This is a genomic window from Niveispirillum sp. FG156, from assembly GCF_057809555.1.
This window is the reverse complement of the sequence record NZ_JBMDKE010000007.1, coordinates 92,906-114,324: the sequence shown is the minus strand read 5'-3', so window position 1 is coordinate 114,324 and position 21,419 is coordinate 92,906. Positions and strand designations below refer to the sequence as shown.

General features: G+C 66.4%; 20 protein-coding genes. 5 read left to right on the top strand and 15 right to left on the bottom strand.

Translation table 11 applies throughout. The features are described from left to right. Window positions 1-65: 65 nt before the first annotated feature. Together ACODSP_RS06230 and ACODSP_RS06225 are read right to left on the bottom strand one after the other, a co-directional pair. Entirely contained in the window at window positions 66-647 is a 582-nt protein-coding gene (locus ACODSP_RS06230) for an ActR/PrrA/RegA family redox response regulator transcription factor (protein WP_082372285.1), read from the bottom strand. Window positions 648-698: 51 nt separating this feature from the next. Next, the gene (locus ACODSP_RS06225; RefSeq protein ID WP_488964755.1) at window positions 699-2,039 is read right to left on the bottom strand and encodes an ActS/PrrB/RegB family redox-sensitive histidine kinase; all 1,341 of its coding nucleotides are present in this window, start codon (window positions 2,037-2,039) and stop codon (window positions 699-701) included. Between the two features lie 89 nt (window positions 2,040-2,128). Here ACODSP_RS06225 and ACODSP_RS06220 point away from each other — a divergent pair, with 89 nt between their 5' ends. Continuing rightward, a complete protein-coding gene (locus ACODSP_RS06220) occupies window positions 2,129-2,893 on the top strand; it encodes an ABC transporter ATP-binding protein (RefSeq protein ID WP_488964754.1) in 765 nt (254 codons plus the stop codon). Window positions 2,894-3,010: 117 nt separating this feature from the next. On the opposite strand, the gene ACODSP_RS06215 is transcribed toward ACODSP_RS06220, so the two are convergent. Then, window positions 3,011-4,744 (bottom strand): stimulus-sensing domain-containing protein, encoded by a 1,734-nt coding sequence (locus ACODSP_RS06215; RefSeq protein WP_488964753.1) that lies wholly within the window; start codon window positions 4,742-4,744, stop codon window positions 3,011-3,013. 3 nt (window positions 4,745-4,747) lie between these two features. Continuing rightward, window positions 4,748-5,446 (bottom strand): response regulator transcription factor, encoded by a 699-nt coding sequence (locus ACODSP_RS06210; protein WP_054167965.1) that lies wholly within the window; start codon window positions 5,444-5,446, stop codon window positions 4,748-4,750. A gap of 212 nt (window positions 5,447-5,658) precedes the next feature. Here ACODSP_RS06210 and ACODSP_RS06205 point away from each other — a divergent pair, with 212 nt between their 5' ends. The 4 genes from ACODSP_RS06205 to ACODSP_RS06190 all read left to right on the top strand — a co-directional run bounded on the left by ACODSP_RS06205 (window position 5,659) and on the right by ACODSP_RS06190 (window position 10,534). Further along, window positions 5,659-6,426, top strand: coding sequence for a HugZ family pyridoxamine 5'-phosphate oxidase (locus ACODSP_RS06205; RefSeq protein WP_488964752.1), 768 nt, complete (start codon window positions 5,659-5,661; stop codon window positions 6,424-6,426). Window positions 6,427-6,609: 183 nt separating this feature from the next. After that, window positions 6,610-7,686, top strand: coding sequence for a S41 family peptidase (locus ACODSP_RS06200; protein WP_488964751.1), 1,077 nt, complete (start codon window positions 6,610-6,612; stop codon window positions 7,684-7,686). Between the two features lie 69 nt (window positions 7,687-7,755). Further along, window positions 7,756-8,733, top strand: coding sequence for a hypothetical protein (locus tag ACODSP_RS06195; RefSeq protein ID WP_488964750.1), 978 nt, complete (start codon window positions 7,756-7,758; stop codon window positions 8,731-8,733). 196 nt (window positions 8,734-8,929) lie between these two features. Then, window positions 8,930-10,534 carry a phosphoenolpyruvate carboxykinase gene (locus ACODSP_RS06190; RefSeq protein WP_488964749.1) on the top strand — a complete coding sequence of 535 codons (1,605 nt, stop codon included), beginning with the start codon at window positions 8,930-8,932 and terminating at the stop codon, window positions 10,532-10,534. 241 nt (window positions 10,535-10,775) lie between these two features. Here the strand turns inward: ACODSP_RS06190 and ACODSP_RS06185 are convergent, their stop codons facing one another. The 11 genes from ACODSP_RS06185 to ACODSP_RS06135 all read right to left on the bottom strand — a co-directional run bounded on the left by ACODSP_RS06185 (window position 10,776) and on the right by ACODSP_RS06135 (window position 21,405). Further along, window positions 10,776-11,909 (bottom strand): winged helix DNA-binding domain-containing protein, encoded by a 1,134-nt coding sequence (locus tag ACODSP_RS06185; protein ID WP_488964748.1) that lies wholly within the window; start codon window positions 11,907-11,909, stop codon window positions 10,776-10,778. A gap of 73 nt (window positions 11,910-11,982) precedes the next feature. Continuing rightward, window positions 11,983-13,377, bottom strand: a complete 1,395-nt coding sequence (gene ccmI / locus ACODSP_RS06180) for a c-type cytochrome biogenesis protein CcmI (RefSeq protein ID WP_488964747.1) — start codon at window positions 13,375-13,377, stop codon at window positions 11,983-11,985. Then, entirely contained in the window at window positions 13,377-13,859 is a 483-nt protein-coding gene (locus tag ACODSP_RS06175) for a cytochrome c-type biogenesis protein (RefSeq protein ID WP_488964746.1), read from the bottom strand. Before ACODSP_RS06175 ends, ccmI begins: the two co-directional genes overlap by 1 nt. Window positions 13,860-13,996: 137 nt before the next feature. Further along, window positions 13,997-14,542: a DsbE family thiol:disulfide interchange protein gene (locus ACODSP_RS06170; RefSeq protein WP_488964745.1), complete on the bottom strand. Its 546-nt coding sequence runs from the start codon at window positions 14,540-14,542 to the stop codon at window positions 13,997-13,999. A 10-nt stretch (window positions 14,543-14,552) separates the two neighbouring features. Next, complete coding sequence (locus ACODSP_RS06165) at window positions 14,553-16,541, bottom strand: heme lyase CcmF/NrfE family subunit (protein ID WP_488964744.1); 1,989 nt, start codon at window positions 16,539-16,541, stop codon at window positions 14,553-14,555. Between the two features lie 12 nt (window positions 16,542-16,553). Next, window positions 16,554-16,886, bottom strand: a complete 333-nt coding sequence (locus ACODSP_RS06160) for a type II toxin-antitoxin system RelE/ParE family toxin (RefSeq protein WP_488964743.1) — start codon at window positions 16,884-16,886, stop codon at window positions 16,554-16,556. Further along, the gene (locus tag ACODSP_RS06155) at window positions 16,883-17,086 is read right to left on the bottom strand and encodes a hypothetical protein (protein WP_488964742.1); all 204 of its coding nucleotides are present in this window, start codon (window positions 17,084-17,086) and stop codon (window positions 16,883-16,885) included. Before ACODSP_RS06155 ends, ACODSP_RS06160 begins: the two co-directional genes overlap by 4 nt. 114 nt (window positions 17,087-17,200) lie before the next feature. After that, on the bottom strand, window positions 17,201-17,668 hold the full coding sequence (ccmE, locus tag ACODSP_RS06150) for a cytochrome c maturation protein CcmE (RefSeq protein WP_488964812.1): 468 nt from the start codon (window positions 17,666-17,668) through the stop codon (window positions 17,201-17,203). Continuing rightward, window positions 17,668-17,874 (bottom strand): heme exporter protein CcmD, encoded by a 207-nt coding sequence (gene ccmD / locus ACODSP_RS06145; protein ID WP_102112602.1) that lies wholly within the window; start codon window positions 17,872-17,874, stop codon window positions 17,668-17,670. Before ccmD ends, ccmE begins: the two co-directional genes overlap by 1 nt. 4 nt (window positions 17,875-17,878) lie before the next feature. Beyond that, a complete protein-coding gene (locus ACODSP_RS06140; RefSeq protein WP_488964741.1) occupies window positions 17,879-18,601 on the bottom strand; it encodes a heme ABC transporter permease in 723 nt (240 codons plus the stop codon). 83 nt (window positions 18,602-18,684) lie between these two features. Next, a complete protein-coding gene (locus ACODSP_RS06135) occupies window positions 18,685-21,405 on the bottom strand; it encodes an EAL domain-containing protein (protein ID WP_488964740.1) in 2,721 nt (906 codons plus the stop codon). Window positions 21,406-21,419: the final 14 nt, after the last annotated feature.

The following is a 21,419-nucleotide window of genomic DNA, read 5'->3' as shown; positions in this document are numbered from 1 at the left end:
CGGGAACGGGACCGGCAGGATAGCGCGTGACCCGTCCCCGCCGCCAGTGCTTCGGCCTTTGCCGGTCAGGCCTTGGGTGCGTGCTTGTTCAGGATGCGCTGCAAGGTGCGGCGATGCATCTTCAGCCGGCGGGCGGTTTCGGAGACATTGCGGTCACACTGTTCAAACACGCGCTGGATATGCTCCCAACGTACCCGGTCGGCGGACATCGGGCTTTCCGGCGGCGGCGGCAGGGGGCCATCGGTCAGCAGGGCTGCTTCCACGGCATCGGCATCGGCAGGCTTGGGCAGGTAATCGACGGCGCCGAACTTCACGGCGGCGACGGCGGTGGCGATATTGCCGTACCCGGTCAGCACAACCACGCGGGCCTCCGGCCGCGCATCGCGCAGCGCCTTGACCACATCCAGGCCCGACCCGTCGCCCAGGCGCAGATCGACCACGGCGAAGCGCGGCGCGCTTTCATGCGCCACCTCGATCCCCAGATTGACGCTGTCGACAGCGACCACATCGAAGCCGCGCCGTTCCATGGCACGGGCCAGCCGGGTGCGGAAGGGCGCATCATCATCCACGATCAGCAGCGAGCGCGAGGCATCGCCCGTGAAGGTCAGTTTCGGCTGTTCGCCGGCTTCCAGCGCCGCATCCGTCATGGTCCGGGGTCCCTTCTTCGATTGGGCGTTCTTTTTAGATCACAAAGCTTTCTACACGGTGAATGTAGGATGTTTCCAGCGAATGACCACCACGGCGCCGCCAGCCCTGCCATTCATATAGCGAACGGACGCGCCGGACCGTTCCAGCAGGGTCTGCGCGATGAACAGGCCCAGGCCCATATTGCCCGCCGCCTCCCGCGCTGCCGGGTTGCGCCCGCTGACATAGGGTTCGCCCAGACGCCCCACGACGGTGGCGGGATATCCCGGCCCGTCATCCTGCACCGTCAGGGTCAGGCCGGGGGCGGTCCAGTCCGCCGTCACCGTCACCTGTTCGCTGGCGAACTGCATGGCGTTCTGAAGGATATTGGCCAGCCCATGCACCATTTCCGGCACCGACTGCACCTGCGGCGCGCCATCCTCCGGCTCTGCCACGGTTTCGATCTTCAGTTCGATGCCGTGGCGAACATAGGGTGCCGCCGTCGTCTCGATCAAGGCGGCCAGGGGCACGATCGGTTCCGCCCCGCCCGTATCGCCGGGCCGGCGCGACAGTTCGGCCAGGATGTCGCGGCAGCGCGCCACCTGGCTTTGCAGCAGGGCCACATCCTCGGCAATCGGGCTGTCGGGCGGAATGTCGCGGGCCAGTTCCTTGGCCACCACGGCAATGGTGCCCAGCGGACTACCCAGCTCATGCGCCGCCGCCGCCGCCAGGGCGCCAACGGCAGAGGCCCGCTGTGCCCGTGCCAGGGCATCCTGGCTGGCATTGAGCGCCCCTGACAGGCGTCGCGCCCCGTCCGCCACCTGATAGAGATATGCGGCGATGAAGCCCGCCGACAGGGTCAGCGCCGCCCAGACCCCGAACCGATAGAGCGGCGGCAGGCCCGCCGGCTCCACCCCCGGCCAGGGCAGCGGCATGGCGACCAGGGCCAGACCGGTGAAGCAGCAGACGGCCAATACCGCCAGCAGGATCACCGCCGCCCGGCCCAGCGTGCTGGCCGCCACCGTCAGCGGCGCCAGCATCAGCACGGCAAAGGGATTGTCGAGGCCGCCCGTGAGATAGAGCAGCACCGTGAGCTGCACCATGTCATAGGCCAGATACAGCGCGGCCTCCCGGTCATCCAGGAACGGGTGGGCCGCCACCCGCCGCGCGGCATAGAGATTGACCAGCACCGACACGGCCACCCCGGCCAGCGCATGGGCCAGCGCCAGTTCGAATTCGAACAGGGCCATGACCGTGGTCAGGGTCGCGAACTGCCCGGCCACCGCGATCCAGCGGATGGTGATCAGGGTGCGGGCACTGACCCGCCCCTCGGCGGCGGCAAGGGCCGGGCCGGAACGTCCACCCTGAATCACGCCGACACTATTGGCGGCACTATTGGTGATTGCGTCGCTCATCCCCATATCCCATGCTCTTGAACGTCCCGCCCGGAAGGAGCAGAGGGCAATCTAGTTCCCCCCCAGCAGAAAGACCATAAGCCGTTCCCATGCCGTTGGATGTCCCCCGTACCGCTATTGCCGCCATCCAGGTCGATATGCTGACCAAACGGTTCGACGCGCATACCGCGCTGGACGCCATCAGCTTCGAGGTGCCGGCGGGTGGAACGGTGGCGCTGCTGGGCGGCAATGGGGCGGGCAAGACCACCACCATCTCCATCCTGCTGGGGCTGTTGCTGCCGACATCGGGCACGGTGCGGGTGCTGGGTCATGACATGTTGACGGAACGCTACCGCGTGCTGCCGCGCATGAATTTCTCCAGCCCCTATGTCGACCTGCCCCACCGCCTGACCGTGCGGGAGAACCTGACCGTCTATGGCCATCTCTATGGCCTGACGCATCTGAAGGACCGGATCGCCCGCATTGCCGACGAACTGGACCTCGCGGCCATCCTGAACCGTCCGTCGGGCAACCTGTCGGCGGGACAGAAGACGCGCGTGGCGCTGGCCAAGGCCCTGCTGAACGACCCGGAACTGCTGCTGCTGGATGAACCGACGGCCAGCCTGGACCCCGACACTGCCGACTGGGTACGCGACTTCCTGGAACGCTACCGCGCCCGCACCGGCGCCACCATCCTGCTGGCCAGCCACAACATGGCGGAGGTGGAGCGGATGTGCGACGGGGTGTTGATGATGAAGGGCGGGCGCATCGTGGACCGGGGCATCCCCGCCGAGCTTCTGTCGCGCTATGGCCGCGACAATCTGGAGGAAGTGTTCCTCGACATTGCCCGCGACCGGCGACAGGCGGCGGGGTGATCGCCGTTCTGCGGGCGGCTTTCCGCGGATTACGGCTTCGCCTAATCCGCGCTACGAACGGTCGATCCATGTGTAGCGCGGATTAGCGCAGCGTAATCCGCGGAGCAACGGTGCCGATCAACGCGGCAGCACCACCGTGAACCGCGCGCCCTGCACGCCGCCATCCGCACCCTTGATATTGCCGGCGAAAATTCGGCCCTGATGGGCGTCGATGATCTGTTTGGAGATGGACAGGCCCAGACCGGAATGTTTGCCAAACGCTTCCGACTTGGGCCGTTCGCTGTAGAATCGGTCGAAGATCGCGTCCAGCTTGCCCTCCGGGATGCCCGGCCCCTGATCCTCGCAGGTGATCTCCACCCGGTCGGGCAGGGACCGCACCTTGAACCGCACCACCCCGCCCGGCGGGGAAAAGGACAGCGCGTTCGACAGCAGGTTCTGGAACACCTGGGTCAGGCGGCCCGCCAGCCCCGGCACCACCAGCCCGGATTTGGTGTTGGGCATCTCCACCTCCACCCGGACCGGGGCGGGCGCGTCGGCAACGTCGCCGCCAGCCTCCGCCGCCGCTTCCCGCAGGGCTTCGGCATTGCCCAGGGTGGCATCATGGATATTGGCCAGCATGGTCAGCATCTGGCCCACATCCGCCGGTTCGGCACGCGCACGCGACAGTTCGGCATCCAGGCGGCTGGCGTTGGAAATGTCGCTGATCAGCCGGTCCAGGCGCTGGACATCGTGGTGGATGATGGACAGCAGCCGCTGACGCTGTTCGTCGGTCTTCACACGCTGCACCGTTTCCACGGCACTACGCATGCTGGTCAGCGGGTTCTTGATTTCATGCGCCACATCGGCGGCAAAGCGCTCGATCGCGTCCATGCGGTTCCAGATGGCGTCCGTCATCTCCCGCAGGCTCTCCGACAGGTCCCCCACCTCATCCCGGCGACGGGAGAAATCGGGGATGGTGACCTGCCGCCCATGGCCATGGCGCACCTCATCGGCGGCCTGGGCCAGACGGCGGATGGGCCGGGCGATGGTGCCCGCCAGATAGAAGGACAGCAGCACCGTCACGCCCAGCGTGATGGCGAACAGGCGCAGGATATCCATGCGGAATTCCCGCACGGCCACATCCACCGCCGCCCCCCCGCGTGAGATATAGACAGCCCCCAGCACCTTCTTATAACGCTGCACCGGCACCGCCACGGTCAGCACCATGTCGGACCGGCCATCGGGCCGCCCGATGCGCCAGACATTGTTGCCGACCTCACCCGCCAGGGCCTTCATGACGTCGGTATAGCTCTCCGCCGTCGGGTCCTTCTCGCTGGGATATGCGGGCAGATGCTCACGCTCCGGCACGGCATTGACGATATAGTCATAGATGGCGATGCCGATCTCGGTCAGGCGGTTGCCGTCGCGTAGCGGCGGCAGCTCCTCGATCTGCACGGTCCCCTTCGGCCCGCCCAGCACGCGGCTGTCGGCGATCAATTCACCATTGGGCGCGAACAGGCGGGTGCGGGTGTCGGTGGTTTCCACCAGACGCCGCACCATCTGCCGCGCCAGCTCATAGGACAGCTGGTTGGTCGGCTCGTTGAACTCGTCCGTCGCGGGCTGCATGGCGCCTTCGCCCAAGGCACCGGCGAAGATCTTCGCCTCCGTCGACAGGGCCGACAGTTCCTTGTCGATCAGCCATTGCTGATAGGTGGACAGGTAGAGCAGGCCCCCCAGCAGGATGGCCAGCGCCAGCATATTGACCGCCAGGATGCGCAGCGTCAGGGGCGAGAAATGCCGCACCCGCCGCCGGGCGGGCGTTTCCGCCGCTGCCTTCCCGCCGCCAGCCTTGTCGCCGAACGGGCGTTCCACCCCTTATTCCTTATACTTATAACCAACGCCGTACAGCGTCTCGATCTGCTGGAAATCGTCGTCCACGACCTTGAACTTCTTGCGCAGACGCTTGATGTGGCTGTCGATGGTGCGGTCATCGACATAGATATGCTCGCCATAGGCGGCATCCATCAACTGATCGCGGTTCTTCACATGGCCGGGACGGATGGCCAGCGCCTTGACCAGCAGGAATTCGGTGACCGTCAGGTCGATCTCCTTGCCCTTCCAGGTGCAGAGATGGCGGGCGCCATCCAGCACCAGCTCGCCGCGCACCAGGGTCTGGCCCGGATCGGGGGCGGTCCCCTTGCCCTGCGCCAGCTCGGTCCGGCGCAGCAGGGTCTTAATGCGCTCGATCAGCAGGCGCTGGCTGAACGGCTTCTTGATGTAATCGTCGGCCCCCATGCGCAGGCCCTGCAGCTCGTCCGTCTCATCATCCTTGGAGGTCAGGAAGATGATGGGCATCTGCGTGGTCTGGCGCAGGCGCTGCAGCAGTTCCATCCCGTCCATGCGCGGCATCTTGATGTCCAGAACGGCCATATCGACGGGGCGGGAGGTGATGCCGCGCAGTGCCTCGTCACCGTCGCCATAGGTGCGAACCTCATAGCCTTCGGCTTCCAGCGCGATGGACACGGACGTCAGGATGTTGCGGTCGTCATCGACCAGGGCGATCACTTGGGACACGCTTCTTCTCCAGCCTGCGGGCGCTCTCTTCGGTATTACTTCCGAAGGACCGGCTTTGCCAAATCCAACTGCCCTTTCAATATGTCATCAATGCGGCGTGGGGAAGTGTCGTGACGACATAGAACGGCCTTAGGACGAATGGTGAGCGTGACTTACCGTTCGTCTGGTCGTCGCCCGGCGCCTGAGGGAACAAGAATAGAAAGGGCGGTCTTATGGCGGTTGGCGAAGATCAGGAGGCAACGGGTAGGCCCGACGATATCGGTCTGGCCGCCCGCACCTTGATGCGGGGTGCGATGCAGGCGACGCTGGCCACCCTGTCACGGCCCGGCATGGAGGGGGGGATGGAAGGCTGGCCCAGCCCGTCGCTGGTGCTGGTGGCGTTCGACCTGGATGCCAGCCCCCTGCTGCTGATCTCACGTCTGGCCGAACATACCCGCAATCTGGAGGCCGATGGCCGCTGCGGTCTGCTGTTCGATGCCACGGCGGGCCATGCCGACCGCCTGACCGGTCCGCGCCTGTCGGTGCAGGGCGTGGCGGAGCGGACGGGCGATGCCATGCTGCTGGAACGGTTCATCGCCCGCCACCCATCATCTCGCGCCTATGCCGGCTTCCGCGATTTCGCCCTGTGGCGGGTGACGGCGAAACGGGGCCATATGGTGGCCGGGTTCGGGCGCATCCACAGCCTGGAACCCGACCTGCTGCGTCTGCCGCCCGCTGACTGGCAGGCGCTGGTACCCCGTCATGACGATATCGTGGCCCATATGAACCAGGACCATGCCGACGCACTGGCCCTCTATGCCACCCGGCTTCTGGACCAACCGGCGGGCGATTGGCGGCTGACCGGGATCGATCCCGATGGCTGCGACCTGTCCACCGGCCCCCTGACCGCTCGCCTGCCCTTTGGCAAAAGGGTGCGCGACGCCGAGATGGCGCGGGCGGAACTGGTGCGGCTGGTGTCCAGGGCGCGGAACGGGGGCTGACATTGCCGATGCGCCCCGGCACGCCATCGCATACCGGACAGGCACTGTCCGGTTTCGGACAAACGTTCGGAAACGGACAGTGCCCGCCCTCATGAAAAATACACGATTACAGATACTTATGCCCTGGCACGCCGGATGCTTTGACCTATCCCATGCCATAAGGCACCGGACCGGAGAAAGCCCATGATGCAGCGCCGCCATTTCCTCACCCTCGCCCTGGCCGCCGCCAGCGCCCTGACCCTTCCCGCCCTGGCCCAGACGGCACCCGACGGCGCGCCCGCAACGGCGCCGGTAAAAGCCATGGACAGGACGGAACGTCAGGCGGTGCTGCGCGATCTTGCCGACAGTCTGGAGAACAACTTCGTCTTTCCCGATATCGGCAGCCGTTACGCCACACTGCTGCGTCAGAAGGCGGAGGCCGATGCCTATGCCGACCTGACCGACCCCACCGCCTTTGGGGAGAAGGTCACCGCCGACCTGCAGGCCGTGGCCAAGGATGGTCATCTGCGTCTGGCCCCGCAGGAGGTTTTCGCCAGCCGCACCCCGCGCAAACCCGCCCCCGACGCCCCGGCCAGCACCAAGGCCAATGGCCCGCCGGGGCTGGAAGAGGTGAAGATGATCGGCGATGTCGCCTATCTGCGCTTCAACGCCTTCATGGGAGACGAGGGGATGATCGCCCAGGCGCGGGGCTTCCTTCTGGACAATGCCGGCAAGGCCAAAGCCGTGATCATTGATGCCCGCCCGCACCGGGGTGGTGGGTTGGCGGAGATGGATGCCATCCTGCCCCTGCTCTATGCGCAGCCGACCACCCTGGTCCGCATGGATACCCGCGCCTCGGCCTTTGCGCGCGGCATGCCCTCCTTCGCCTCGCTGGTCAACCGCGTCGCCCCCGGCGGCATCGTGCGGCAGGATCACACGGTGACCCCCGACCTGACGGAAATGCGCCTGCAATCCGTGCCGGTCTATTACCTGACCTCACGGCGCAGCGCGTCCGCCGCCGAACATCTGGCCCTGGCCTTCAAGCGCACCAAGCGCGCCACCCTGGTGGGGGAGAAGACCTATGGCGCCGGCCATTATGGCGGGGTGGAGCCGGTGGGTGAGCGTTTCGGCACCTTCATCCCCGTGGGCCGCACCTACAACCCCGACAATGACTGGGGCTGGGAAGGCCAGGGCGTGCCGCCCGATGTGGAAACCCCGGCCGATGACGCCCTGGCCAAGGCGCTGGAACTGGCGGGCAAGGCCGGCGCCCATCCCGCCTGAGGCACCCCCTCGCCATGCGGGGCGCGATGGTGCACAAGGAAGAGGCTCCACAACCGGACCCGCCGCACCATGCGCCTCCCCCTCCTCCTCGCCACCCTGACCCTCTGCCTTTCCATCCAAACCGCCACAGCCCGCCCGGTCGCGGAATGCCAGTCGGCGGAGGAGATGGAGATGGCGGCTGCCCTGGCAGCAGAGGGGATTGCCGAACCCACCCTGGCCCTGACCGGCGTCGGGCGGTCAGCGGCAGCCAAGGGCGGGGAATGGGTGGTGGTGGGCTGGCGGCCCTGCCTGGACCCGTTCAAAGAGCCGGAGGAAGGCCTGTCAACGACCGTCACGCTCTATCACCAGACGGACAAGGCACGGCCCAGACGGGTAGCGAGCGTCGCCCTGCCACCGGTGGAGCGGTATGTTTCGCCGTCTGAAGACCCTGTGGTGGAAACCGCCTGGGGTCCGCTGCTGCTGATCGAGGCCGCCACGGGTGGCAATTGCTGGACCTGTGAGAAGCTGCTGCCGCTGCGGCTGGCAGGTGGTCAGCTGCTGCCTGTAGAACCCGAGAACAAGCGCATCGGCCTGCGCGAAGTGACCGGGTCCAATCCCGACATCATCATCACCGGCATCATCAACACGTTTGAGAGCTATGGCCCTTTCTGCCACGCCTGCTCACCCTCCACCACCATCTATATGCGGCTGGAGAAGGACAGGCTGGTGGAAGCGTGCGACCGGTTCCGCGATAACTACGCCGATGACGCCGCCGCCGCGAAGGCGGAGCTGGAGGCCTTCGCGGCAGCGGCGCGAACCGGGGATGATGGGGTGGAGCTGCTCTCCCGCGCCCTGGCCCGCCTGCTGGACAGACTGAACGGCGGTGAAACGGCCTCAACGGCACTACCGGATTTCATGGCCATGGCCGCCCGTGCTGACAAGCTCGACACCCCCGACCGGACGCGGCATATCCTCGACTATGGCAACCAGCTCTCGACCCTGGTCAGAACCTCAGAGGCCGCAGGAAAGCTGGCCCGCTCCTGCCCGGCACTGGGCCTTCATCCTTGAGTTTTCTCCCTCCGCCTTGACGCCCGTGCATGTCTGTCGCAGGGGTGACAGGCTTGCGCGCATCGGCGCGGATCGGTAATGCTATCGGCGCCGTTACATAAAATGCCCCGTAGTGCTCCATCCGGCACTACCGAGGGCGATCCCCACCAAAAGGGGACGGCGTCCAAAGTCGACACTGGAGAGGGAGAAACCCAACGTGGAACATACCGGTCCCGTCATCAGCAGCTACGGTCTGGACTATCTGGGCCTGACCAATCTGAAGGCCGCCCACTGGAACCTGAGCGCTGGTGCGCTGTATGAGCAGGCCCTGCGCCGTGGCGAGGCCAAGCTGTCCAAGGACGGCGCCCTGGTCGCCATCACGGGCCAGCATACGGGCCGGTCGCCCAACGACAAGTTCACGGTGAAGGAAGAGACCACCGCCGATGATATCTGGTGGGGTCCCAACAAGCCCTTCACGGAAGAGGCGTTCGACCGGCTGCATGCCCGCGTTACGGCCTTCCTCCAGGACCGCGAGGTCTTCGTGCAGGATCTCTATGCCGGGGCCGACGCCGCCTACCGCCTGCCAGTGCGCATCGTGACCCAGCATGCCTGGCACAATCTGTTCGCCCAGAATATGTTCATCCGCCCGGCCCTGAAGGACCGTATGGCGTTTGAGCCGGCCTTCACCGTCCTTCAGGCCCCCGATTTCCGGGCCGTGCCGGAGCGTGATGGCACAAGGTCCGACGTGTTCGTGGTGATCAATTTCAAGCGCCGGCTGGTGCTGATCGGCGGCACCTCCTATGCCGGGGAAATCAAGAAGTCGATCTTCTCCATCCTGAATTTCCTGCTGCCGGGCCAGGGCGTGCTGCCCATGCACTGCTCCGCCAATATCGGCGCCAATGGCGATACGGCCATCTTCTTCGGCCTGTCGGGCACGGGCAAGACCACATTGTCCGCCGACAGCTCGCGTACCCTGATCGGCGATGATGAACATGGCTGGTCGGACCGTGGCGTCTTCAATTTCGAAGGCGGCTGCTATGCCAAGGTCATCCGCCTGTCGGCAGAGGCCGAGCCGGAGATTTTCGAGACCACCCGCCGTTTCGGCACGGTCCTGGAAAATGTCGTCATGGACCCGCAGAGCCGGGAACTGGACCTGGATGATGCCAGCCTGACGGAAAACACCCGCGCCTCCTACCCGATCGATTTCATCCCGAACGCGTCGGACACGGGCCTGGGTGGTCAGCCGCTGAACATCATCATGCTGACGGCGGATGCGTTCGGCGTGCTGCCGCCTATTTCCAAGCTGTCATCCGAACAGGCCATGTATCATTTCCTGTCCGGTTACACGGCCCGCGTGGCCGGCACGGAAAAGGGCGTGACGGAGCCGCAGGCGACGTTCAGCACCTGCTTCGGCGCCCCCTTCATGCCGCGCCATCCCACCGTCTATGCCAAGCTGCTGGGCGAGAAGATCAAGGCCCATGGCGCCAATTGCTGGCTGGTCAATACCGGCTGGACGGGCGGCGCCTATGGCACCGGCAGCCGCATGAAGATCGGCCATACCCGCGCCCTGGTGAACGCCGCCCTGTCGGGCAAGCTGGCCACCGTCAGCCACAAGCCGGAACCGAATTTCGGTCTGGCCGTGCCGGAAGGCTGTGACGGGGTGCCGACGGATGTGCTGCTGCCGCGCAACGCCTGGGCCGACAAGTCGGCCTTTGACGCCACCGCGCATGAGGTGGCCCGCCGGTTTGAGGCCAACTTCACCCAGTTCGCCGACCAGGTGGACGAAAAGGTCGTGCGCGCCGGTATCCGTACCGCCGCGTAAACAGACCGTCCACCCTCCCGCCGATGACCGGGGCGGGGCGATCAGGGCCGGGGGAGCGATCCTCCGGCCTTTTTTGCGTGGGGGCGTCGCTCCCTCACCCTCCCCAACGCTGGCGCGTTCGGGCCCCTCCCTCTCCCGCCAAGCGGGCGAGGGGCGAAACTTCACCCCTCGCCCACGAACGTGGGAGAGGGAGGGGCCCATTGGTGTCAGCCAATGGGAGGGTGAGGGCCAGACGCCCCCCTCAAACCCCCGTCACCGCCACCGGCAGCCCGCCCGACAACCGCCTCAACCCCCGCGTCATCGCCGGCAGTTCCTTCTTATAGACCCGTTCCAGCGGCGTGACCTGCACCTCCCACGCGCCCTTGCCCTTTGGCCCCGCCACACGTTTATGCGACCAGGTGGCGACCACCCGGCCCTGGCGCAGGATCACGGGGCTGATCCAGCCGGCCACGCGGTACACGGCAGGCCGGAACCGGTCCTCCAGATACTGGCCCGTATCGGCATGGGCCAGGAGATAGGGATCGAACAGGCCCAGCACGCTGATCTGCCCCTCCGCCGGTTCCGCCACCAGCAGGTCGGCCATGTCGCGTTCCAGCACATAGGCCTTCTTGCCCGCCAGCATCACCGGCACGATCTCTGTGCCCAGATCGGCAAAGGCCTGTTGTGCCGGCCCGGCATAGAAGCCCACGAATTTCTTGAAATCCGCCGGTGTGGCGGGGCCATAGACGGCAAGGTAGCGGCGGGCCAGATCGGCCATGGCCGTGCGCGCGTCCGGCACCACGGGGGCATGGCCCAGCCATTGCGCCAGATGCACGAACAGGGCCTCGCGCGCGCCATCGCCCTTGTCCGCCGGCCCGTGACAGACATGGCCCAGTGCACAGGCCAGCTTGATGATCCCGCCCCAACTATGTTCCAGCATGGGCCGCGCCCATTCGCCCAAGGTCGGCACCAGACGGCGTGACAGGTCCATGCGGCTATGCGCGCCCTGTTCCAGCGCCCGCACCACCGCCGCGACCAGCGTGTCGATCTGATCCAGGCTCAACCCTTCCTTGGCGTACCAATTATGGTAACCGGCGACATATTCCCGGCGCAGGCCCAGGATCATGGGCAGGTCGGCGGCGGCTGTCAGATGCAGGGTGGAACGCTGCGCCCAGAGTTTCACCAGACTGCGATCCTGATAAAGCGCGCGGTCGATATCCCCATCCGTCGCCCCCGCCACGCTGCGCGCCCGCAATTGCAGGATGGCGGCAGAATGGACCTGCGCCTGCGCCCCGATCAGGGTCCGCGCCGCGATCAGCGCATCCGCCGCCGGGTTGGTCAGGTGCTGACGGTCCAACCGGAAGGAAAGCGCCTGCGGCAGCGTGATCGCGGTCATTATCCATCCTATGGGTCGGGAAGACGCTACAGGATGCCTCAGACGCCTCTCAAGAACAATAGGGGAACAAACCTTATTTCAGGCTGTCCATGCGCCGTTGCAGTTCGGGCCGCTGCGGCGCGTCGGCGGGAAGCTGTTTCAGCAGCCGTCCCCATAGATCGCGTGCCCGGTCATTCTTGCCCTCGTTCGCGGCCTGCTGCCCCAGGTAATAAAGCGCCTGCGGATTGTCGGGCGCCAGGTCCAGCACCCTGGCCATGGCGTCCAGGAATTCCGGACTGCCCTGGGTCTGCGCATCGTCGGGGGCCGTCAGGCGCGACAGGTCCAGCCAGGCCGGCAACCGCGTGGGATCGGCCTTTACCGCCCCGCGCAGCGCGTCGCGCGCGGCGTCCAGGTTGCCCTGCACCTCCCGCGCGCGGGCCAGCCGCATCCAGCCATCGGCATCGCCGGGATTATCCTTCAGCTTGGCCTGCAGCCCGTCCACCATGCTGTTGATGGTGGCCTGCTGATCCTGCTGGCTTATCCCCGCCATGGCCTGTATCTGTTCGGGCGACAGGGCGGGTGCGCCACCACCACCCGGTGCCGGCGGCGGAGCGCTGGCCGGCTTGGGCGATGGGGTGATGGCGATGGGGTCCAGGCCGACCTGGGTGGCGGCATCATGGATGCGCGCCCGCACCGTGGGCAGCCAGGGTGCATCGGCGGGACTGTCGGCAACCAGCGCGGTCCAGCGGTCCAGCGCGCCGCGAATGTCGCCCGCCTGCACCCGCGCCATGCCCAGATAGTACCGGGCACGGACATCCATGGCGTCGGCGGCCACCGCCTCGGTGAACAGGCCCACCGCCTCTTCCCCCACCACGCCATCGGCGGCGACAGTCAGGGCCTCGGCCAGCGCACCCTGCACACTGCCATTACCGGGCGACAGGCGCAGGACCTGACGCCAGGCATTGACGGCATCGGCAGGCCGGCTCATAGCGCCATAGGTCTGGGCCAACAGGCCCCAGGCGCCGACATCGTCGGGATTATCCTTCAATGCCGCTTCCAGCTTGGCCACGGCCTCCATCACCTGCGGCGGCACGGGGGCCTCCGGCGGGCGGGTCGCAAAGGGTACGGCCGGCAGGTTGGGGTGACCCAGCGGCAGATAGACGCCCAGCGCCGCCAGCGGCAGCAACAGCGTCACCACCAGGGCCGTGCGCTGCGCCGGTTTGGCGGCGGCCTCCACCTTGGCCACCGATGCCTCATCCGCGACGGACAGCAGGCGGCGGCCCACCTCGGCGCGGGCGGCGCGGGCCTGATCGTCGGACAGGATGCCGCGTTTCAGGTCGCGCTCGATCTCCGTCACCTGTGCGGCATAGACGCCCTGCGCAAACGCCGCCGCGCCTTCCAGCGGCGGGGGCGGGCGCAGCAGGGTGCGCAACAAGGGCAGCAGGGCCAGCGCCGTCAGGGCGGCTGCGACCAGCCAGAAACCGATCATCACCCAACCCCCGGCTTGTCATCATTCAACAGGGCCGCCAGCCGCGCCTCTTCCTCCGCCGTCAGGGCGGGGGCCGGCATGCTGTCCACATCCCGGCGGCGCTGGCGCATATAAAGTGCGGTTCCAAACCCGGCCAGCAGCAGCAGGGCGAACGGCCCGCCCCAGAGCAGGGCCGTGTATCCCGTCACCGGCGGGCGCAGCAGCACGAAATCACCGTAGCGGTCATGGACATAGGCCAGGACCTGTTCATTGCTGTCCCCGGCCACCAGCCGTTCGCGCACCAGCACGCGCAGGTCACGGGCCAGATCGGCATTGCTGTCATCGATGGACTGGTTCTGACAGACCAGACAGCGCAATTCCTTGGAAATCTCCCGCGCGCGGGCCTCCATCACGGGGTCCGCCAGCTTTTCATCCGGCATCACGGCCAGGGCGGGAAGGGAGAGGGTGGCGGTAAGAGTAACCACCGCCAAGGCTTTAACCAACGTCATCCCCGCGAAAGCGGGGACCCAGCGTGAGGCGCGGTCAGCGCCGATATGGGCCATGTCGCAGCTATCGCTGCTCTCGCTGGGTCCCCGCTTTCGCGGGGATGACAGTGGAGAAAACCACCCAAGCCATCCCCTCATTTCGACAGCTCCCGGATCATGGGCAGGATCTTCTCTTCCACGTCGAACGGCATCAGCGGCCCGACATGGCGATAGCGCACGCGGCCCTGGCGGTCGATGACATAGGTTTCCGGCACGCCATAGACGCCGAAATCGATGGCCACACGCCCATCCTTGTCGGCACCGATGGCGGTATAGGGGTTGCCCATCTGCGCCAGGAAGGCCTTCGCGGCGTCCGGCTTGTCCTTGTAATTGATGGCGTGGATGGTCACGCCCTGCTCATTGGCCAGCCGCATCAGCAGCGGATGTTCCACGCGGCAGGGCGCGCACCAGCTGGCGAAGACATTGATCAGCTGCACCTTGCCCGTCAGGTCGGCGTTGGACAGGCCCTTCTCCCCCTCCGACAGGCCCGGCAGGGCGAAGACCGGTGCCGGCTTGTCGATCAGCATGGAGGGCAGGATCGACGGGTCGCGGGTCAGGCCCAGCGCGAAATAGCCACCCAGGATCAGGAAGACAGCCAGCGGCAACAGCAGCAGCAGGCGGTGACGGGTAACGGCGCTCATGCTGATGCTCTTATTCGGCGGGTTGCAGGGCGGGAGAGACGGGGGCCGCGCGGCGGGACGGAACCCCCACCCGCAACCGCCGGTCAGACAGGCTGAGACAGCCGCCCAGCACCATGACCAGCGACCCGATCCAGATCCAGGGCACCAGCGGATGGTGGTACAGCCGGACCACCCAGCCGCCGCCGGCCCCGTTCTCCTCCCCCAGCACCACATACAGATCGGAATAGAAGGTGGTGTGAATGGCGGCTTCCGTCGTCTGCATCTTGGCCACCGGATACCAGCGGCGCTCCGCCTTCATCCGGGCAACGGGGGCGCCATCGCGGCTGACGCTGAAATGGCCCATTTCCGTGCGGTAATTGGCGACATTCAGGTCCTCGACCTTGTCCAGGACCAGTTCGTAGCCGGCGATGCTGGCCTTGTCGCCCAGCTTCATCACCCGCACATCTTCGGCCAGCCAGAAACTGGTGCCCACCATGCCGGCAATGGCGGTGCCCATGCCGGCATGCGCCACCGCCGTGCCCCAGGCGCCCAGCGGCAGACCCCTGGCGCGGGACAGGCTGTCGGCCAGCGGCACCCGGAACAGCTTCACACGGTCGGCCACTTCCCACAGGGCGCCGAACCCGGCCCAGGCGGCCATGGCGATGCCGACCAGCGCCATTACCGGCTTCACGCCCGCCAGCCACAAAGCCAGCATCACCGACACCAGCGTCAGCAGCGCCACCACCCACATGCGCGACAGCACGCCCGGCAGATCCGCCCGCTTCCACGGCATGAACGGGCCCAGCGCCATCACCAGGATCAGCGGGATGGTCAGGAAGGGCGTGATGAAATTGTAATAGGGCGCGCCCACCGAAATCTTGTGCCCGAACGCATCCAGCAGCAGCGGCATCAACGTGCCGATCAGCACCACCGCCGCCGATACCGACAGCAGCAGATTGTTCATGACCAGCGCGCCCTCACGGCTGAGCGGCGCGAACAGCCCGCCGATCTTAAGCACATGCGCCCGCAACGCGAACAGCAGCAGCCCGCCGCCCGTGGCCAGGATCAGCAGGCCCAGCACCGCCACCCCGCGCTGCGGATCAACGGCAAAGGCATGGACCGACGTCAGCACGCCTGAGCGCACCAGGAAGGTGCCCAGCAGCGAGAGCGAGAAGGTGAGGATGGCCAGCAGGATGGTCCAGGTTTTCAGCGCGTCCCGCTTTTCCACCACGATGGCGGAATGCAGCAGGGCGGTCCCGGCCAGCCAGGGCATCAGGGAGGCGTTTTCCACCGGGTCCCACATCCACCAGCCGCCCCAGCCCAACTCATAATAGGCCCACCAGGAGCCCATGGCGATGCCCATGGTCAGCGAGGTCCAGGCCACCAGCGTCCAGGGCCGCACCCAGCGGCCCCAGGCGGGATCGACCCGCCCCTCAATCAAGGCGCCGACCGCAAAGGAGAAGGCGACGGAGAAACCGACATAGCCCAGATAGAGGAAGGGCGGGTGGAAGGCCAGACCCGGGTCCTGCAACAGCGGGTTCAGGTCATTGCCGTCGAACGGCGCCGGATAGACGCGGGCGAACGGATTGCTGGTCATCAGGATGAACAGCAGGAACCCGACCCCGATCAGGCCCTGCACGCCCAGCACACGGGCCTTCAGCGTCGGCGGAATATTGCGCCCGAACCCGGCCACCGCCGCCCCGAACAGGGCCAGCATGAAGACCCAGAGCAGCATGGACCCTTCATGGTTGCCCCAGACGCCCGCCACCTTGTACAGCATGGGTTTCAGGCTGTGGCTGTTATTCACCACGTTCAGAACGGAGAAGTCGGAAACGACATGCGCCTGCATCAGGGCCGCGAACGAAATGGTGATGGCGGCCAGCTGCGCGAACGCCGCCATCCGCCCCGTCTCCATCCAGGCCACATCCCGCCGGGCCGCCCCCACCAGCGGCATCACCGACTGCGCCACCGCCAGCAGCAGGGCCAGAACCAGGGCGTAATGTCCGATCTCGGGGATCATGGTCAGGTGTTCCTACTTGCTCCGGGAGCGACCGAACAATGAAGGCATGTGTCGGTGTCCATGAATGATGCGATAAACATTTCGGCTCTGTGGGTCGAACGCGATGACCCAAGGCGCTTCATTGGCAAATCGTGTCGGGTTTCGGGGCAGAACATCGGCACGCTGGTGTCCCTTCTCCAAACCTTTTCTGATTGCTTCGCAGCGAGCATACAACCGATCACGACTTTGCCGCGCAACATGGGTGCCGAATTGACTGCGGCTTTCGCGTAAAATATCCACCAGATCCTGTACCGCAGCAGGGTACAAATTTAGTGGTAATGCAGGTTCCGTATCGATGCCGCTCACCGGGCAAACGCCACAGTTCCACGACCGGCAATGTCAGACATGCGACGATCCAACTCGTCGGCAGCATCCCATTCCGCGTCAAGCCGCCGCATGATCTCTGCAAGTTGGGCAACAGGCACGGGGCCGGTGATGGCACCCTCAGCGGCAGCGGCATCGATGCTATCGGCCAGCGCCCGACCCTTGCGGGTATTGGCGTCCATGCCTGCGCTCAAGCGATATCGGTGCTGCTTCATCGCCCACCACCATCCTATCAATAAGGCTCTTAATCCTGCACTGTCAGGGCTCGGGCGTCGCCCTCGACCTGACCTACGCTGTTACTTCCCCGCCTCATAGACCGGCTTGCCCGGCAATTCCGGCTTGAACTGGCCCGATGCCTTCAGGGCGTCGGCCACTTCCTTGGGCATGTATTTCTCGTCATGCTTGGCCAGCACCTCCGACGCCACGAAGACGCCGTCGGACCCCATGCGCCCTTCGACCAGCACGCCTTGCCCCTCACGAAACAGGTCGGGCAGGGGGCGGTCGGTGGTGATGGTCACGGAATGGGCCGTATCGGTAATGGTGAAGCGGGTGGAGACACCGTCATCGACCTTCACCACCGACCCGCCTTCGACCAGCCCGCCGACCCGCACCCGCTTGTCGCCCGGCGGTTTGGTCACCAGATCGGAGGGGGAGAAGAAGAAAGCCACATTCTCTTCAAACGCGGTCAGGGTCAGGGCCGTGGCGGTGCCAAGACCGGCCAGCGCCAGCAGCAGCATATAGAGACGGCGCTTCTTGCGCGTCATCATGGCGTTTCCTCCCCACCCGCGTCGCCGGCCCCGGCCCGGCGGCGGCGGCGCGGCAATGTCTGTTCCAGGCTGCGCAGCAGGCGTTCCTTGCGGCGCAGTGTGCCCAGGCTGGCCAGCAGCAGGCCCACCAGGACCAGCAGCGCCAGACCATAGCTGGACCAGACATAGATGGCGTATCCGCCCATGTGGAAAAAGTCGGCCATCCTGTCACACCCCCCCGGCCTGGGTCAGACGCAGGGTCTGGATCTTGCGTTCCGCCAGTTCGGCCCGCATGCGCAGAATGACGGTCGCCGCGAAATAGGTCTTGAAGGCCAGCGCCAGGATCAGCAGCGGCCACAGCATGTCACCATGGATGGCCGGCCCGTCCATGCGCAGAACCGATGCCGGCTGATGCAGCGTGTTCCACCAGTCGACGGAGAATTTGATGATGGGCACATTGATGGCACCCACCAGCAGCAGGATCGACCCGGCCCGGTGCCCGCGCTGCGGATCATCAAAGGCATCGACCAGCGCCATATAGCCCAGATACAGGAAGAACAGGATCAGGACCGATGTCAGGCGCGCATCCCACACCCACCAGGTGCCCCACATCGGCTCCCCCCACAGGCTGCCCGTGACCAGGCACAGCAGGGTGAAGCCCGCGCCCAGCGGCGCCGCGGCCTTGGAATAGACCTCCGCCAGCGGATGGCGCCAGACGAGCGCACAGGCCGCCGCGACCGCCATGGAGCTATAGGCGAACATGGCCATCCAGGCGGCGGGCACATGGATATACATGATGCGCACCGTGTCGCCCTGCTGGTAATCGCCGGGACTGGCGAACAGCGCCAGATACAACCCGGCAGCGAACAGGATGGCGGACAGGACCGAGACCCAGGGCAGGATCAGGGCGGCCAGACGCAGGAAACGGGCGGGATTGGCGAAACGATGCATGATGGTCCCTATGTAGCATGGGACCTGCGGTTTTCACACCGCTGCCAACGGTTCCTGCGCTGATTTGATCCAGCGCAGAACGATCAGCCCCAGCGCCCGGCCCGCAATGTCCGCAGGTCGGCCACGGCCTGCCCCGGCATGGCGATGGCATGATGAACCAGCGCCGTGGCCATGTCGGCCTCCAGCGGTTTGGCGAACAGGTAACCCTGCGCCCGGTCACAGCCCATCTGCCGCAGCAGCGCCTCCTGCCCTTCCGTCTCCACCCCTTCGGCGATGACGCCGAATTCCATGATGCCGGCAATATGCAGGATGGCGCTGACCAGGGCCTTGCCCTTGTCATCGCGCGACATGGCGGTCACGAAGCTGCGGTCGATCTTGATCGTATCCACCGGCAGGTTCTGAAGATAGGCCAGCGAGGAATAGCCCGTGCCGAAATCATCGATGGCCAGCCCGATGCCCAGATCGCGCAGGCCCTTCAGGATGGCGATGGCCTCTCCCCCCTGCCCGATCAGCCCGCTTTCGGTGATTTCCAGGCGCAGCCATTCCGGCCGGCATTCTGTCATCTCCAGCACACCCGTCACCCAGCGCACGATATCCAAGCGCGAGGGGTCGAGCTGATAAGGCGACAGGTTGACGGAGACATAGAGCGGGTTATCGGCCCGGCCCCGGTTCCATTTCGCGATCTGGCGACAGGACTGCACCAATATATGGTTGCCCAGCGGCACGATCAGGCCCGTTTCCTCCGCCACCGCCACAAAGGTGGTGGGCGGGATGGGGCCGTGTTCGGCATCGGTCCAGCGGGCCAGCGCCTCAAACCCCGCCAGCTCGCCATCGGCCAGCCGCACGATGGGCTGGAACACGGGCCGGACACCGTTGGTGAAATAGATGGCCTGGCGCAGCTTGTCATAGATGACATGGCGTTCGGTCAGCCGCGCCCGCATGGCCGCGTCGAATACGCGCCGGCCCCCACCACCCGCCGCCTCGGCCTCCGCGCTGGCAATCTCCGCATCGCGCAGCAGGGCGGCGGCGTCGCCCCCGCCCTCGGCACTGGGCACCACGCCCAGGCTGGCCGTCACGAACATTTCACGCCCGGACACCAACAGTGGCGCGCGCAGGGCGTCACGCACGGCATGGGCCAGATCATCGACGCGCCCTGCCTCCTGATCGAAGGACAGGACGGCGAACTCGCCCGTGTCGATGCGGCCCAGAAGATCATCCGCCGGCAGACAATCGCGCAGCCGGCGGCCCACGGCGGCCAGCAGGGCATGGGCATCCTCCTCGCCCAGCGTTGCCTTCAGGGCGCGGAATCGGTCCAGGCCGATGACGGTGACGGCAATCTCCGTCTCCACGCCCAGCGCCTGCTGCAGGGCATGCAGCAAATGGGTGCGGTTGGGCAGGCCCGTCACCCGGTCGAAATTGGCCATGACGTGCAGCTGCTGTTCCGTCCGGCGGCGATAGATCTCGGCCTGCCGTTCGGCCAGCAGGTGGTGCAGCTCCTGCGCCACCTCCAGCTCACCATGGCTCCACCCCTGCCCGGCCCCGCGCAGCAGCACGACGATCCCGTCCGGCACATCGATGCCCAGAACGGCACCGCGCCAGACGATGCCTTCGCGCCGTGCCGCACCCTCCCGTCCCAACTGTTCTTGCCAGTGGGACAGGGGGGCCAGATCATGGCTGGCCCAATGGCTGCCCTCGATCCCGGCGACGGCCCCGTCATGGGGCAGCACCTCCCGGATCACGGGATAGGCTGCGATCAGACCGTCGGTCAGCTGCACACCCTGGCGCAGCAGCCGGCCCAGCCGGGTCAGCCCGCGTGCGGCCAGCGTGCGCGCGGCCACGGCAGCGCGTTCATCCAGGGCGGCGACCTGCGCCGCCACGATCTCTCCCAACGCCTCGCACAAGGCGCGGATGGAGGGGCTGACCGCATAGGCATCATTGCTTTCGCACCAGAGATAGCCCCACAGCCGCCCGCCAACCAGCAAGGTCACGGCCAGCACACCGCGCACATCGCGGCGCAGGGCATGGCCCTGGAACAGGCGGGTGGGCTGGCGCAGGCTGGCACGGCTGAGATCGACGGGCACACCCGTCTGCGGGTTGACAGCGGGCACCAGCGGCACCGGCTCTGCCTGCATGTCAAACACGACACGGGCCCGGTTCAGTTCCAGCAGCGAGGTTTCCAGCGGTCGCAGCGGCACGAAGCCGATATCGGCGCCCGCATCGGCACCCGGTGCCGTGGCGGTGGCCAGCACCTGCACCGGCCCCTGTTCCACCATCCGCACGAACAGCGCCCGGTCGTAACCGGTCAGGCGGCGCAGATCCTGCACCACCGATTGGGCCAGATCACCGATATCCCCGATATGACGGTACCGGCGGATGGCCGCACCAAAGCCGGCATTGATCATGCCGGCATCGCCCAGCGGGCTTGCCGGCTCCATCTCCAGGACCAGGCCGCCCGCATCCCAATGGCCATGGGCGATCAGGCGCAGCTTTTGCCCGCCGCGATCCACGCGCAACGGCACCGGCCCGATGGCATCGGCCCCGGCCTGGGCAATGGCACGGTCCAGCGCCCGCGCCGCAATGGGACCCAGCAGATCCGCAACCGTCCGGCCCAGCGCCTGTTCCACCGGCATGCCCAGCAAGGCCGGCAGATTGGCGCCCGCCTGCACCAGCCGGCGGTCACCGGCGTCCAGCACCATCAGCCAGCCATGCGGCTGCACCAGATCCAGACGTTCCCCGGATGCGTCGCCACCCGCCGCGATCAGCGACTGTGGGGCGTGCCATCCATGGACGGGAGGGACCAGCATCAGGATCAGGACCA

What these genes read in the sequence shown, in the direction of transcription:
- ACODSP_RS06230 (WP_082372285.1), bottom strand. Translation starts at nt 647, where the DNA reads ATGACGGATGCGGCGCTGGAAGCCGGCGAACAGCCGAAACTGACCTTC.
- ACODSP_RS06225 (WP_488964755.1), bottom strand. Translation starts at nt 2,039, where the DNA reads ATGAGCGACGCAATCACCAATAGTGCCGCCAATAGTGTCGGCGTGATT.
- ACODSP_RS06220 (WP_488964754.1), top strand. Translation starts at nt 2,129, where the DNA reads ATGCCGTTGGATGTCCCCCGTACCGCTATTGCCGCCATCCAGGTCGAT.
- ACODSP_RS06205 (WP_488964752.1), top strand. Translation starts at nt 5,659, where the DNA reads ATGGCGGTTGGCGAAGATCAGGAGGCAACGGGTAGGCCCGACGATATC.
- ACODSP_RS06200 (WP_488964751.1), top strand. Translation starts at nt 6,610, where the DNA reads ATGATGCAGCGCCGCCATTTCCTCACCCTCGCCCTGGCCGCCGCCAGC.
- ACODSP_RS06195 (WP_488964750.1), top strand. Translation starts at nt 7,756, where the DNA reads ATGCGCCTCCCCCTCCTCCTCGCCACCCTGACCCTCTGCCTTTCCATC.
- ACODSP_RS06185 (WP_488964748.1), bottom strand. Translation starts at nt 11,909, where the DNA reads ATGACCGCGATCACGCTGCCGCAGGCGCTTTCCTTCCGGTTGGACCGT.
- ccmI (WP_488964747.1), bottom strand. Translation starts at nt 13,377, where the DNA reads ATGATCGGTTTCTGGCTGGTCGCAGCCGCCCTGACGGCGCTGGCCCTG.
- ACODSP_RS06170 (WP_488964745.1), bottom strand. Translation starts at nt 14,542, where the DNA reads ATGAGCGCCGTTACCCGTCACCGCCTGCTGCTGCTGTTGCCGCTGGCT.
- ACODSP_RS06165 (WP_488964744.1), bottom strand. Translation starts at nt 16,541, where the DNA reads ATGATCCCCGAGATCGGACATTACGCCCTGGTTCTGGCCCTGCTGCTG.
- ACODSP_RS06155 (WP_488964742.1), bottom strand. Translation starts at nt 17,086, where the DNA reads ATGGACGCCAATACCCGCAAGGGTCGGGCGCTGGCCGATAGCATCGAT.
- ccmE (WP_488964812.1), bottom strand. Translation starts at nt 17,668, where the DNA reads ATGACGCGCAAGAAGCGCCGTCTCTATATGCTGCTGCTGGCGCTGGCC.
- ccmD (WP_102112602.1), bottom strand. Translation starts at nt 17,874, where the DNA reads ATGGCCGACTTTTTCCACATGGGCGGATACGCCATCTATGTCTGGTCC.
- ACODSP_RS06140 (WP_488964741.1), bottom strand. Translation starts at nt 18,601, where the DNA reads ATGCATCGTTTCGCCAATCCCGCCCGTTTCCTGCGTCTGGCCGCCCTG.
- ACODSP_RS06135 (WP_488964740.1), bottom strand. Translation starts at nt 21,405, where the DNA reads ATGCTGGTCCCTCCCGTCCATGGATGGCACGCCCCACAGTCGCTGATC.